This is a genomic window from Pseudomonas sp. URMO17WK12:I6 (assembly GCF_003253625.1).
Classification (GTDB): domain Bacteria; phylum Pseudomonadota; class Gammaproteobacteria; order Pseudomonadales; family Pseudomonadaceae; genus Aquipseudomonas.
The window spans coordinates 429,515-442,072 of sequence record NZ_QKYZ01000001.1; the positions used below are offsets into that span (position 1 = coordinate 429,515).

A 12,558-nucleotide genomic window follows, 5' to 3' on the forward strand; every position below is an offset into this window, starting at 1 on the left:
TTATTTAGACCTTCGGCACAAAAGACGCCAACAGAGGACAGCTTCATGGAAGCACTGCACAAGAAAATTCGCGAAGAAGGCATCGTGCTTTCCGACCAGGTCCTGAAAGTCGACGCCTTTCTGAACCACCAGATCGACCCGGCCCTGATGAAGCTGATCGGCGACGAATTCGCCTCGCTGTTCAAGGATTCGGGCATCACCAAGATCGTCACCATCGAAGCCTCGGGTATCGCCCCGGCGATCATGACCGGCCTGAACCTCGGCGTACCGGTGATTTTCGCGCGCAAGCATCAGTCCCTGACCCTGACTGAAAACCTGCTGTCGGCGACGGTCTACTCGTTCACCAAGCAGACCGAAAGCACTGTGGCGATCTCCCCGCGTCACCTGACCAGCAGCGACCGCGTGCTGATCATCGACGACTTCCTGGCCAACGGTAAGGCTTCGCAAGCGCTGATCTCGATCATCAAACAGGCCGGCGCGACCGTGGCCGGTCTGGGCATCGTGATCGAGAAGTCGTTCCAGGGTGGTCGTGCGGAACTGGATGCCCAGGGTTATCGCGTGGAATCGTTGGCTCGGGTGCAGTCGCTGAAGGATGGCGTTGTAACCTTCATCGAATAAAGCCACACCGCCTATGCCTTGTGGGAGCGAGCCTGCTTGCTCCCACTTCGGTTTCAAGCCTTTGACAGGTCCATTCTGTAACCCGCCCCAGGCGCTCCTTCATGCATCGCCGCCTGAAAGTCCGCATACAAAGCGTTCGCCTCAGCGGTAGTGATTGATCGCGAACAATCACGCAGCACCACGCGTAAAAGCACATTCTCCTGACCCGGCAGCAGCCCGAGCCTTTCAATTGCCTGCGCGGGTAAATCCGAGAACTCCCACCTTCCCTTGACTTGCATCTCCTCGATCCAGTCAGAGCAGTCGCCGGCCGCCTGCAACATTCTTTCGGTCAACACTTCCTCGCTCAGCCCCGGCGTTACCGCCAACGAAATATCACGAGCAATCGACGGCAAACGAGATACCGCCGTCCATGGATTCAGATCATGCATCTGCGCCTGCACTCGCACGTTCTGATCACGCAGCAAGCGAATATCCGGAATGCCTTTTCGCAACATCGTCAGGCGATCCAGCCCCATCCCAAGCGCCAGCCCTCCATGATGCAGCGGATCAATGTTCAAACGCTCCAACAAAGACCTCGCAATACGACCGCACTCCAGCACCTCAACCGGAGCCCCGTCATTCAACACATTTACTTCGATTCCGCCCTCCGTGTAGTGATGCGGACTATCGCTGTAGACCCAAGATTTATCGGGAACGGCAGACTTAAGAATATCGCCGACCAAACGCAACAGATGTTCGTGCGTTGCCAGTTCCGGATCACCCAGCACCCAAATATCCATTTGATGCGGTTCCGCGCAATGCCAACGATCCCGACTATCACGACGGAAAGTAATACCTGGTGCTGCCAGCAGTATCGTCTGTCCCGACTGCCGCACCTGAGCCGCTCGCTGAAGCGCTACCGGAATCTGACTGGTGGTTTGTGTTCGCAACAGCGAGCACTCATCGACCCAACGGGTGTGTTCACTCCCGAGCGTAACCTCCGCCGGGTCATAACCGAGCAAACCGTAATTTTCTTCAGCAGACACAATCCGCGGCCCAGCTTGTAGTTGCGCTTGGGGCCAACCTTTTTCAGAGAGTCCTTGGAGGATTTCATTTAGCAGCAATCGAACAGCGTGATCGGGATCGTTTGTTTCGGTTAGATCAACCAGTAACAGAGCTTGTTTAAGTGCGGCGTCCGTAACAGTTTTCCTTGAAGACGTGTCCATGCTCTTTCTCTCAACAATGGGTCCTTGCCGACAAGGTACACAGCTGTTGGGGTGTATCGCCGTAGAGCAGGGAAAATCAGAAGGGGCTGACAGCACAGTCTTACTCTGCAGACGTGCAAACTTAGAAAGAATTTAAGTGTAGGTATTGGTTCGCTCGAGAAGGGACTGTCCCTCACGGGCAAGTCGAATCGTCGCACCGCCGCTCCCACAGGTTTTTGTGGCGGCTGTTAATGCACGGTAGCCTTCAGGCCAGCCAGCAACAACCGCTGAAACAAATCCTCTTTCAATCCTTCGGGTTTCGTCAGCTGCATGCGCTCCAGATGCTCGGGAAACTCCGCCGGCTCCGGCGCATCCAGCGCCGCCTTGCCCAATTCCAGAATCTCCGTGAGCTTGAACTTGCTCTTCAACCAGTTCAGCGCCCGCAATAAATCCCGCTCCTGCGCCGTGAAATCACAGCCCAACGGATATTCCGGAAACAGATTCGAATGCCGGGCCTGAATGGCCTGTAAACGCTGCGGGCTGTTGTCGGCGAAACGCGGATCGAGGCGAAAATGCTTCGATAATTTGCCAGCGTTCTGCGCCTGTTCGATCAGCCCCGGCTGGAAGCGTGAGTCGCTGATGTTCAGCAACGCCTCGATCACCGCCGCGTCGGTCTTGCCCCGCAAATCGGCGATGCCGTACTCGGTGATGACGATGTCCCGCAGATGCCGTGGGATCGTGCAATGGCCGTATTCCCAGACGATGTTCGAACTGACCTCACCGCCCGACTCGCGCCAACTGCGCAGGAGCAGGATTGAGCGCGCGCCTTCCAGTGCATGACCCTGGGCCACGAAGTTGTATTGCCCGCCAACGCCGCTGAGTACCCGCCCGTCTTCGAGCTGATCCGCCACGCCCGCACCGAGCAACGTCATGGTGAACACAGTGTTGATGAAGCGCGCATCAAGGCGCTGCAAGCGTTTGAGTTCTTCCTGACCGTAGAGCTCGTTGATGTAACTGATGCGGGTCATGTTGAATTCGAGCCGCTTGCTCTGCGGCAACTCGCGCAAGCGCTCGTAGAAACTGCGCGGCCCGAGGAAAAACCCGCCATGTACCGAGATGCCATCGGTTTGCGCCGACTCATTCAGCGTCCCGGCGTTCGCCTGCTGCTGGGTCTGCACGTCCGGGTAGACCTTGCGTCGCACGATCCCGGCGTCCGCCAGCACCAGCAAGCCGTTGACGAACATTTCGCTGCAACCGTAAAGGCCCTTGGCAAACGGTTCGACGCCACCTTCGCGCTCGATCAGCTGCGCCCACTGGCTGAGATTCAAATCTGCCAGCAACGCCTTGTAACCGTCACTGTCCGCCTGCCGCGCCAGTAACGCCGCCGTCAGGGCATCGCCCATGGCGCCGATGCCGACCTGTAAGGTGCCCCCATCGCGCACCAGCGTGCTGGCGTGCAGCCCGATGAAATGATCCTGGCAACCTACCGGCATGTTCGGTGTGGAGAACAACGTGGTGTTGTCCTTGGCGTCGATCAGCAGATCGAAGGTGTCGATGCCGACTTCCGCGTCACCGGGCATGTACGGCAAATCGTTGTGCACCTGGCCCACCATCAGGATCGTCTCCCCCGCCGCCCGGCGCTTGGCGATCATCGGCAACAGGTCGAGGGTGATGTCCGGGTTGCAGCTCAGGCTCAGGCGATCGGGATGTTCGCTATGGCTGGCGACCAGTTGCGCCACCAGATTCAAACCGGCGGCATTGATGTCCCGTGCGGCGTGGCTGTAATTGCTGCTGACGTAATCCTGCTGGGCCGGGGCGCTGTTCAGCAGGCTGCCCGGTTGCATGAAAAACTGATGAATGTGGATGTTGTTCGGCAGGCTGTCGCGATGCAGGTCGGCGAGGAAATCCAGTTCCGGGTAATCGCCGAACACCCGCTCGATGAAGGGTTCGAGGAAGCGCTTTTGCAAGCCATCACCCAAGGGCGGACGGCCGAGACACAGGGCGGTGTAGACCGTCAGCTGCCGCTCGGGCAGTTGCGCAATGCGTTGATACAGCGCGTTGACGAAGTGGTTGGGTTTGCCCAGCCCCAGCGGCAGGCCCATATGGATATGCGCCGGCAACCGTGCCAGAACGTCATCGACCGCCTGCTCGATAGAACACAACTGCACCATCTGATCCTCCCGCCCAACCCATGAATTGGGTTGAACCGAGCTTGCCGGGTCTTTGCTGCAAAGAATAGCCTCAGACAAATCGCAGGCACAAAAAAGCCGCTCGCAAGCGGCTTTTCGTTGAAAACAGGCTTATTTCAGGCCAGACATCTTCTGGATGGCGCCTTCAAGGTCTTTCAGTTCGCAGTCACTGCATGTGCCTTTTGGTGGCATCGCATTGAGCCCGCTCAACGCTACCTTCGCCAAGCCAGCAGCGGTGCCGCCTTCTTTATCGGCACGTTTTTTCCAGTCTGCGGCATCACCGATCTTGGGTGCGCCCAACAGGCCGGTGCCATGGCAAGCATTGCAGTGTTTGGCAATAATTTCGTCAGGAGTTTTCGACGCACCGCCGCCAACCGAAGCAGCGACTTCCATCCCCTTGCATTCTTTACCCTGCACACAGACTTGGCCGACTGGCTCAAGACGTTTAGCGATATCGTCGTTGGTCGCAGCTTGTGCGCTGACTGCCCAAAGGGCCAATACGGTTGCTGGTGCGGCCAGCATTTTCATAATTAGGTTCACGCGTACACCCTCAATGGTGGCTAGTCACGCCTGCGGCCACGGTTCGCAGGCGGGCGCAAGTATAGCGGTAAGCCCGCCACACTGAAACAACCCCAAAGTCGAAGGGGTCTTATCACAAGGCGGGAATACAGCATGGGCGTCTGTGCAATCCGGGCACGACGCCGTGTCTCTTAGAAATTCGCTGGAGTGGCTGCGCTGATTAGTCGCGCCGGGGCATCGAACGGATTCCGGAAACGGTGCGGCTTGGTACTTTCAAAGTAGTAGCTGTCGCCGGCCTCGAGCACAAATGTTTCGAGCCCTACCACCAGTTCCAGCCGACCTTCCACCAGAATCCCGGTTTCCTCGCCCTCGTGGGTGAGCATCTCCTCGCCGGTGTCGGCGCCTGGCGGGTAGATTTCGTTGAGGAACGCGATAGCCCGGCTCGGGTGAGCCCGACCGACGAGCTTCATGGTCACTGCGCCATCGGAAATATCGATCAGCTCGTGGGCCTTGTAGACGATCTGAGTCGGCTTTTCCTGCAGGATTTCTTCGGAAAAGAACTCGACCATGGACATGGGAATCCCACCCAGTACCTTCCTCAGCGAACTGATCGAGGGGCTGACGCTGTTCTTCTCGATCATCGATATGGTGCTGTTGGTAACACCCGCGCGTTTGGCGAGCTCACGCTGGGAAAGACCTTTGAGCTTACGGATCGATTGCAGTCGTTCACCGACGTCCAATGCTGGAGCCTCCAGGGATTCAGGTTGCAAGAATATTGAGCGTTATCATGGCGACAGCGTTCAGTATTTACAACACTTGCGCCTGAATCCAGCCTGGCGAAGCGACTTTCGGTCGGGAGCGCTGTTTGTCAGGCCCCGGAATAGAGCAGCGGAACCCGACGCAGGTTGCAGAAGATCTGATAAGGAATCGTGTCGGCGGCTGTCGCGACATCACTGGCGAGGATATTTTTACCCCATAGCTCGACGGGCGAACCGAGGCCGGCTTGCGGCACGTCGGTCAGGTCGACGCAGAGCATGTCCATCGATACCCGACCCAGTAACTGACTGCGTTGCCCGGCCACCAGCACCGGTGTGCCGCTCGGTGCCTGGCGCGGATAACCATCGGCATACCCCATCGCCACCACACCCACACGCATCGGCTTGGGGGTGACGAATTTCGCGCCGTAACCAATCGGCTCGCCGGCCGGCAGTTCACGCACGCAAATCACCTTCGATTCCAGGGTCATCACCGGTTGCAGGCGAGACGCCACGGCATTGGCCTCTTCGAACGGCGTCGCACCGTAGAGCATGATGCCCGGGCGCACCCAATCGCTCGGAATCTGCGGCCAACCAAGCACCGCCGGCGAGTTACGCAGGCTGATTTCGGCCGCCAAACCCTTACGCGCCGCTTCGAATACCGCGACCTGATCGACGCTGGCGTGGCAGTGCAGTTCATCGGCACGGGCGAAGTGACTCATCAACACGATCTTCGCCACTTTGCCGCTGGCCAGCAGCCGTTGATAGGCTGCCTGGTAATCCGCTGGATGCAGGCCAACCCGATGCATGCCGGAGTCGAGCTTGAGCCACACCGTAATCGGTTTGCTCAGCGTGGCTTTTTCGATGGCTTCGAGTTGCCACAACGAATGCACCACACACCAGAAGTCATGCTCGACGATCAGCGCCAACTCATCGGCTTCGAAAAAACCTTCCAGCAGCAACACCGGCGCACGAATACCGGCGGCGCGCAGCTCCAGGGCCTCTTCGATACACGCCACGGCAAAGCCGTCCGCCTCGGCTTCCAGTGCCTGGGCGCAACGCACCGCGCCATGGCCATAGGCATCGGCCTTGATCACCGCGAGGGCACGGGCACCCGTGACTTCACGGGCAATCCGGTAGTTGTGACGCAGGGCTTGAAGGTCGATCAGGGCACGGGCAGGACGCATGGCGGCAGACTTCTAGTCGGTCATTGGGAAAAAAACCGGCGCTGGCTGACAGCGTGAACCACCAACAGCGCCGGGAGAGGGATCTTTGTGACTTGATTTATGGCAGAGCGTTTATGGCAGCGCGGCAACGACCGACAGCTCGACCAGGATTTGCGGTTCGCACAGCTTCGATTCGACCGTGGCACGGGCCGGCGCGACGCCTTTTGGCAGCCACTGATCCCACACCGAATTCATGCCTGCGAAGTGCGCGTCGATGTCTTTCAGGTAAATGGTCACCGACAGCAGACGGTTCTTGTCCGTCCCGGCCAGATCCAGCAAACGCTCGATGTTGGCGAGGGCTTCACGGGTCTGCTGTTCAATCCCGGCGCTCATGTCGTCGCCGACCTGTCCTGCCAGATACACAGTACCGTTATGGACAACGATCTGGCTCATGCGCTCATTGGTGAGCTGGCGCTGGATTGACATGTTTTGCAGGCTCCTTAAGTGTGTTGCCATAACGGGAAATATCGAGGCCTTCGGCGCTGATCTGCGGCGTTCTCTTGGCCATCAGGTCAGCCAGCAAACGACCGGACCCACAAGCCATGGTCCAGCCGAGCGTACCGTGGCCCGTATTCAAGAACAGGTTTTTGAACGGTGTGGCACCGACAATCGGCGTGCCGTCCGGAGTGGTCGGACGCAGGCCGGTCCAGAAACTCGCTTCGGGCAGATTGCCGCCCTGAGGATAAAGGTCGTTGACGATCATCTCCAGGGTTTCGCGCCGGCGCGGGTTCAACGACAGGTCAAAACCGGCGATTTCAGCCATGCCGCCGACGCGGATGCGGTTGTCGAAGCGGGTGATCGCGACCTTGTAGGTCTCATCGAGAATGGTCGACGTCGGGGCCATCGCCGGGTTAGTGATCGGCACGGTCAGCGAGTAACCCTTGAGTGGGTACACCGGGGCCTTGATGCCCAGCGGCTTGAGCAACTGCGGCGAGTAACTGCCGAGGGCCAGCACGTAACGGTCGGCGGTTTCCAGCTTGCCATCGATCCACACACCGTTGATGCGATCACCGGCGAAGTCGAGGCGCTGGATGTCCTGGCCGAAACGGAACTCCACACCCAGTTTCACGGCCATTTCGGCCAGGCGGGTGGTGAATATCTGGCAGTCGCCGGTCTGGTCGTTCGGCAGGCGCAAGGCACCGGCGAGGATGTCGGTGACGCTGGCCAGGGCCGGTTCGACCCGGGCAATGCCGGCACGGTCGAGCAGTTCGAACGGCACACCGGACTCTTTCAGCACGGCGATGTCTTTGGCGGCGCCATCGAGCTGCGCCTGGGTGCGGAACAGCTGGGTAGTCCCCAGGCTACGGCCTTCGTAGGCAATGCCGGTTTCGGCGCGCAATTCGTCGAGGCAGTCGCGGCTGTACTCGGACAGACGCACCATGCGCTCCTTGTTCACCGCGTAACGGCTGGCGGTGCAGTTGCGCAGCATCTGCGCCATCCACAGGTATTGGTCGATATTGGCAGTGGCCTTGATCGCCAATGGCGCGTGACGCTGCAACAGCCACTTGATGGCTTTGAGCGGCACGCCCGGTGCGGCCCACGGTGAGGCATAACCCGGCGAAACCTGCCCGGCGTTGGCGAAACTGGTTTCCATGGCCGGCGCTGGCTGACGGTCCACGACCGTCACTTCAAAGCCGGCTCGTGCCAGATAATAGGCACTGGCGGTACCGATGACGCCGCTACCCAAGACCAGAACGCGCATTTTCATATCCCTCATCGCGGCTTACCGCTGACGTTTATTGTGCAGACCGAAGATGTGGGCAGTTTAAAAAAGATTAGCCAGTGCTTTTCACTATATAAGTGCTTATATTTGGCGACAATTCTCGGCAAAAACCCTTTTCACGGAGGCGCATCCCCTATGCGGACCAACACTCAGACCAAACGTGAGCTGGACAAGATCGACCGCAACATCCTGCGGATCCTGCAAGCGGACGGGCGTATCTCCTTCACCGAACTGGGGGAAAAGGTCGGCCTCTCCACCACCCCCTGCACTGAACGGGTACGGCGCCTGGAGCGCGAAGGGATCATCATGGGCTACAACGCCCGGCTGAATCCGCAGCACCTGAAGGGTAGTCTGTTGGTGTTCGTCGAGATCAGTCTCGACTACAAATCCGGCGATACTTTCGAAGAGTTCCGACGTGCGGTGCTGAAACTGCCCCACGTCCTTGAATGCCATTTGGTGTCAGGGGACTTCGATTACCTGGTGAAAGCGCGGATTTCCGAGATGGCCTCGTACCGCAAATTGCTGGGCGACATCCTGCTCAAGTTGCCGCATGTGCGCGAATCCAAGAGCTATATCGTGATGGAAGAAGTGAAAGAGAGTTTGAATCTGCCAATTCCGGATTGAGCCCTACACCAACACCTGCCGGGTACTGGCCATGTATTCGTGGATCTGCTTCTCGACCCGCGGGTGAATCAGCTCCACCGGCCGCCGCCCATTAGGGCATGGCAATGTCTTGGTGGTACCGAACAGACGGCAGATCAATGGGCGCTCGTCATACACCGTGCACCCGTTGGGCCCCAGATGGACGCAATTGAGTTCGTCCATTGCCGCGTCCTGCTCGGCCCGGGTCTTGCGCGGCAGGCGGGACATTTCTTCGGGCGAGGTGGTGACCGGCCCACAGCAGTCATGGCAGCCGGGCACGCACTCGAAGGTGGGAATTTGCTGGCGCAGCGTGCGAATTTTCTGACTGTTGCAGCTCATCGAAGCGGTGACCCGAATGCGGAATAGACCGGGATTCTGACGCAAAAGCCCCAATCCAGACAGCGCCAACCGACCAATGTTGCCCGTATCCGAAGGGGCGGCTTATGCTCCGTCAACTTTTTCAAACACACGCATCAGGATGACGTCCATGAACGCCCCCGTTCAGCAACCTGCCCCTAACCACCGGCACGTCGCCTCTTATTACGCCGCCAGCAGCCTGCCGCAACCCGACCTTCCAACACTCACAGGTGAGCTGGTCGCGGACGTGTGCGTGGTGGGCGGCGGGTTCTCGGGGCTGAACACCGCGCTGGAACTGGCTGAACGAGGCTTGCGCGTGGTGCTCCTTGAAGCGCACAAGATCGGTTGGGGCGCCAGCGGACGTAATGGCGGGCAATTGATTCGCGGCGTCGGCCATGGCCTCGAGCAGTTCGCCAATGTGATCGGTGCAGACGGCGTGCGTCAGATGAAACTGATGGGCCTGGAAGCGGTGGAAATCGTCCGCCAGCGAATCGAGCGCTTTCAGATCGCTTGCGACCTGACCTGGGGCTACTGCGACCTCGCCAACAAGGCCCATGACCTGGAAGGCTTCGCTGAAGACGCCAGCGAGCTGCGCAGCCTCGGTTACCGTTACGAAACCCGTCTGCTGCAAGCCAACGAAATGCACAGCGTGGTGGGTTCCGATCGCTATGTCGGTGGTTTGATCGACATGGGCTCCGGGCATCTGCACCCACTGAACCTGGCACTGGGCGAAGCGGCCGCAGCCCGGCAATTGGGCGCCAAACTGTTTGAGCAATCGGCTGTAACCCGCATCGATTATGGCCGCGAGGTCAAGGTCCACACCGCCCGGGGCTCGGTCCGCGCCAAGACCCTGGTGCTGGGCTGCAACGCCTACCTCAACGATCTCAACCCGCAACTTGGCGGCAAGGTGCTGCCCGCCGGCAGTTACATCATCGCCACCGAACCCTTGAGTGAAGAGCAGGCTCACGCGCTGCTGCCGCAGAACATGGCGGTCTGCGATCAACGGGTAGCGCTGGATTATTACCGACTCTCGGCGGACCGCCGCCTGCTGTTCGGCGGCGCCTGCCATTATTCAGGACGCGATCCGAAAGACATCGCCGCATACATGCGTCCGAAGATGCTGGCGGTGTTCCCGCAACTGGCCGGGGTGAAAATCGACTATCAGTGGGGCGGGATGATCGGCATCGGGGCTAATCGCCTGCCGCAGATCGGCCGGCTCAAGGAGCAACCGAATGTGTATTACGCCCAGGCCTATTCTGGTCATGGCGTAAACGCCACGCACCTGGCAGGCAAGCTGTTGGCTGAGGCCATCAGCGGCCAGCACAGTGGTGGTTTCGATCTGTTTGCCAAGGTGCCGCACATTACCTTTCCAGGCGGCAAACATTTGCGCTCGCCGTTGTTGGCGTTGGGAATGCTTTGGCATCGTCTTAAAGAACTGGCCTGAACCCTTGCAGGAGCTGCCGAAGGCTGCACCTGCAAGGGATCGCGGTTCATCTCACAGATGCCAGAAAGGTTTAAGCCCCTCCTCCCGCGCCTGCTCCCGACTCAACCCGACATCCTTGAGTTGCTCCGGCGTCAGCTCCAACAACGCCTTACGCGTGTGCAGACGATGCCAGAACAGACCCCAGCGACCCAGGCAGGACGGTGCGTTGCGCATAATTGCCTCGCGCGCGCCGTTCTGTTGCCCTGCCGCCAGTTCCTGACTGTGTAACGTCAGCCGCACATCGCTCAAGCCGTTCATTTTCGTCGCTCCTGTTTACTTGGGTAGCCAGAGCTTTCATGATGCGCGGACGGCAAAAAGCATTACAGATTCAACAGGGCAGTATTAATTCCATACAGTTTTTCTGTTTCGGCCTCTGAATCGCTTATTTTTGCCCCATCTGTATTGGTTAACCGAATCACCCACATCGAGACTGCACCATGACCCTTTACGTCAACCTCGCCGAGTTGCTCGGCACACGTATCGAACAGGGCTTCTATCGCCCCGGTGACCGGCTACCCTCGGTGCGGGCGCTGAGTGTCGAGCACGGGGTCAGCCTGAGCACGGTGCAACAGGCCTATCGAGTGCTGGAAGACGTAGGCCTGGCGATGCCCAAACCCAAATCCGGGTATTTCGTACCGGTGAGCCGCGAACTGCCGGAGCTACCCGTGGTCGGCCGCCCAGCCCAACGACCGGTGGATATTTCACAGTGGGATCAGGTGCTGGAACTGATCCGCGCCGTGCCGCGCAAGGATGTCGTGCAGTTGGGCCGCGGTATGCCGGACATCACCTCGCCGACCATGAAACCGCTGCTGCGCAACCTGGCACGTATCAGCCGCCAGCAGGACATGCGAGGCCTGTATTACGACAACATCTGCGGCACCCTCGAACTGCGCGAACAAATCGCCCGCCTGATGCTCGATTCCGGCTGCCAATTGAGCGCCAACGATCTGGTAATCACTACCGGTTGCCACGAAGCGCTGTCGACCAGCATCCGCGCCATCTGCGGACCGGGTGACATCGTCGCAGTGGATTCGCCAAGCTTTCACGGCGCCATGCAGACCCTCAAGGGCCTGGGCATGAAAGCGCTGGAAATCCCCACCGACCCGCTCACCGGCATCAGCCTCGAAGCGTTGGAACTGGCGTTGGAGCAATGGCCGATCAAAGCCATACAGTTGACCCCCAACTGTAACAACCCGCTGGGCTACATCATGCCGGAGTCACGCAAACGTGCGCTGTTGAACCTCGCACAGCGTTTCGACGTGGCGATTATCGAGGACGATGTGTATGGCGAACTGGCCTACACCTACCCCCGCCCGCGCACGATCAAATCCTTCGACGAAGACGGCCGCGTCCTGCTCTGCAGTTCCTTTTCCAAGACCCTGGCACCGGGCCTGCGCATTGGCTGGGTCGCGCCGGGCCGGTATCTGGAGCGCGTGCTGCACATGAAGTACATCAGCACCGGCTCCACCGCGACGCAACCACAGATTGCGATTGCCGAATTTCTCAAGGCCGGGCACTTCGAACCGCATTTGCGGCGGATGCGGATGCAATACCAGCGCAATCGCGACGCAATGATCGATTGGGTCACCCGTTATTTCCCGGCCGGCACCCGCGCCAGCCGTCCGCAAGGCAGCTTCATGCTGTGGGTCGAACTGCCGGAGGGCTTTGACACCCTGAAACTCAATCGTGCACTGCATGATCAGGGCGTACAGATTGCCGTGGGCAGTATCTTTTCCGCCTCGGGCAAATACCGTAATTGCCTGCGGATGAACTACGCTGCCAAAACGACCCCGCAGATTGAAGAAGCCGTGCGCAAGGTCGGTGCGACAGCAATCAAACTGCTGGCGGAAACCGACTGACCT

The 12,558-nt window shown here is 59.3% G+C and carries 13 protein-coding genes; 4 read left to right on the forward strand and 9 right to left on the reverse strand.

Features of this window, described 5'->3' with window-relative positions; translation table 11 throughout:
* The first annotated feature begins 45 nt into the window (after positions 1–45).
* Positions 46–618, forward strand: a complete 573-nt coding sequence (locus F475_RS02055; RefSeq protein ID WP_018927509.1) for a xanthine phosphoribosyltransferase — start codon at positions 46–48, stop codon at positions 616–618.
* 53 nt (positions 619–671) lie between these two features.
* Here the strand turns inward: F475_RS02055 and F475_RS02060 are convergent, their stop codons facing one another.
* From F475_RS02060 to dadA, 7 genes are all read right to left on the reverse strand, one after another.
* The gene (locus tag F475_RS02060; RefSeq protein WP_111453040.1) at positions 672–1,823 is read right to left on the reverse strand and encodes a hypothetical protein; all 1,152 of its coding nucleotides are present in this window, start codon (positions 1,821–1,823) and stop codon (positions 672–674) included.
* A 227-nt stretch (positions 1,824–2,050) separates the two neighbouring features.
* Complete coding sequence (locus F475_RS02065; protein WP_111453041.1) at positions 2,051–3,973, reverse strand: acetyl-CoA hydrolase/transferase C-terminal domain-containing protein; 1,923 nt, start codon at positions 3,971–3,973, stop codon at positions 2,051–2,053.
* A gap of 129 nt (positions 3,974–4,102) precedes the next feature.
* Positions 4,103–4,531: a cytochrome c5 family protein gene (locus tag F475_RS02070; protein ID WP_081625748.1), complete on the reverse strand. Its 429-nt coding sequence runs from the start codon at positions 4,529–4,531 to the stop codon at positions 4,103–4,105.
* A 170-nt stretch (positions 4,532–4,701) separates the two neighbouring features.
* On the reverse strand, positions 4,702–5,250 hold the full coding sequence (locus tag F475_RS02075; RefSeq protein WP_018927504.1) for a cupin domain-containing protein: 549 nt from the start codon (positions 5,248–5,250) through the stop codon (positions 4,702–4,704).
* Between the two features lie 128 nt (positions 5,251–5,378).
* The gene (alr, locus tag F475_RS02080; protein ID WP_111453042.1) at positions 5,379–6,452 is read right to left on the reverse strand and encodes an alanine racemase; all 1,074 of its coding nucleotides are present in this window, start codon (positions 6,450–6,452) and stop codon (positions 5,379–5,381) included.
* A 111-nt stretch (positions 6,453–6,563) separates the two neighbouring features.
* A complete protein-coding gene (locus tag F475_RS02085) occupies positions 6,564–6,917 on the reverse strand; it encodes a RidA family protein (RefSeq protein ID WP_018927502.1) in 354 nt (117 codons plus the stop codon).
* Positions 6,889–8,193, reverse strand: coding sequence for a D-amino acid dehydrogenase (gene dadA, locus F475_RS02090; protein ID WP_064621369.1), 1,305 nt, complete (start codon positions 8,191–8,193; stop codon positions 6,889–6,891). Before dadA ends, F475_RS02085 begins: the two co-directional genes overlap by 29 nt.
* A 156-nt stretch (positions 8,194–8,349) precedes the next feature.
* On the opposite strand from dadA, the gene F475_RS02095 reads away from it, so the two are divergent.
* Positions 8,350–8,838: an Lrp/AsnC ligand binding domain-containing protein gene (locus F475_RS02095; protein WP_003206849.1), complete on the forward strand. Its 489-nt coding sequence runs from the start codon at positions 8,350–8,352 to the stop codon at positions 8,836–8,838.
* 3 nt (positions 8,839–8,841) lie between these two features.
* On the opposite strand, the gene F475_RS02100 is transcribed toward F475_RS02095, so the two are convergent.
* Positions 8,842–9,195, reverse strand: coding sequence for a YkgJ family cysteine cluster protein (locus tag F475_RS02100; RefSeq protein ID WP_007934627.1), 354 nt, complete (start codon positions 9,193–9,195; stop codon positions 8,842–8,844).
* Positions 9,196–9,343: 148 nt separating this feature from the next.
* Between F475_RS02100 and F475_RS02105 the strand changes: the two genes are divergently transcribed.
* Positions 9,344–10,657, forward strand: a complete 1,314-nt coding sequence (locus tag F475_RS02105) for an FAD-binding oxidoreductase (RefSeq protein WP_111453043.1) — start codon at positions 9,344–9,346, stop codon at positions 10,655–10,657.
* Between the two features lie 51 nt (positions 10,658–10,708).
* On the opposite strand, the gene F475_RS02110 is transcribed toward F475_RS02105, so the two are convergent.
* Positions 10,709–10,954, reverse strand: coding sequence for a DUF1127 domain-containing protein (locus F475_RS02110; RefSeq protein WP_018927498.1), 246 nt, complete (start codon positions 10,952–10,954; stop codon positions 10,709–10,711).
* 179 nt (positions 10,955–11,133) lie between these two features.
* Here F475_RS02110 and F475_RS02115 point away from each other — a divergent pair, with 179 nt between their 5' ends.
* Entirely contained in the window at positions 11,134–12,555 is a 1,422-nt protein-coding gene (locus F475_RS02115) for a PLP-dependent aminotransferase family protein (RefSeq protein WP_018927497.1), read from the forward strand.
* Positions 12,556–12,558 lie beyond the last annotated feature (3 nt).

Excerpts from the sequence above, each read along its gene's own strand:
- F475_RS02110 (WP_018927498.1), bottom strand. The coding sequence starts at position 10,954 with ATGAACGGCTTGAGCGATGTGCGGCTGACGTTACACAGTCAGGAACTG.
- F475_RS02095 (WP_003206849.1), top strand. The coding sequence starts at position 8,350 with ATGCGGACCAACACTCAGACCAAACGTGAGCTGGACAAGATCGACCGC.
- F475_RS02085 (WP_018927502.1), bottom strand. The coding sequence starts at position 6,917 with ATGTCAATCCAGCGCCAGCTCACCAATGAGCGCATGAGCCAGATCGTT.
- F475_RS02060 (WP_111453040.1), bottom strand. The coding sequence starts at position 1,823 with ATGGACACGTCTTCAAGGAAAACTGTTACGGACGCCGCACTTAAACAA.
- F475_RS02105 (WP_111453043.1), top strand. The coding sequence starts at position 9,344 with ATGAACGCCCCCGTTCAGCAACCTGCCCCTAACCACCGGCACGTCGCC.
- F475_RS02065 (WP_111453041.1), bottom strand. The coding sequence starts at position 3,973 with ATGGTGCAGTTGTGTTCTATCGAGCAGGCGGTCGATGACGTTCTGGCA.
- dadA (WP_064621369.1), bottom strand. The coding sequence starts at position 8,193 with ATGCGCGTTCTGGTCTTGGGTAGCGGCGTCATCGGTACCGCCAGTGCC.
- F475_RS02055 (WP_018927509.1), top strand. The coding sequence starts at position 46 with ATGGAAGCACTGCACAAGAAAATTCGCGAAGAAGGCATCGTGCTTTCC.
- F475_RS02115 (WP_018927497.1), top strand. The coding sequence starts at position 11,134 with ATGACCCTTTACGTCAACCTCGCCGAGTTGCTCGGCACACGTATCGAA.
- alr (WP_111453042.1), bottom strand. The coding sequence starts at position 6,452 with ATGCGTCCTGCCCGTGCCCTGATCGACCTTCAAGCCCTGCGTCACAAC.
- F475_RS02100 (WP_007934627.1), bottom strand. The coding sequence starts at position 9,195 with ATGAGCTGCAACAGTCAGAAAATTCGCACGCTGCGCCAGCAAATTCCC.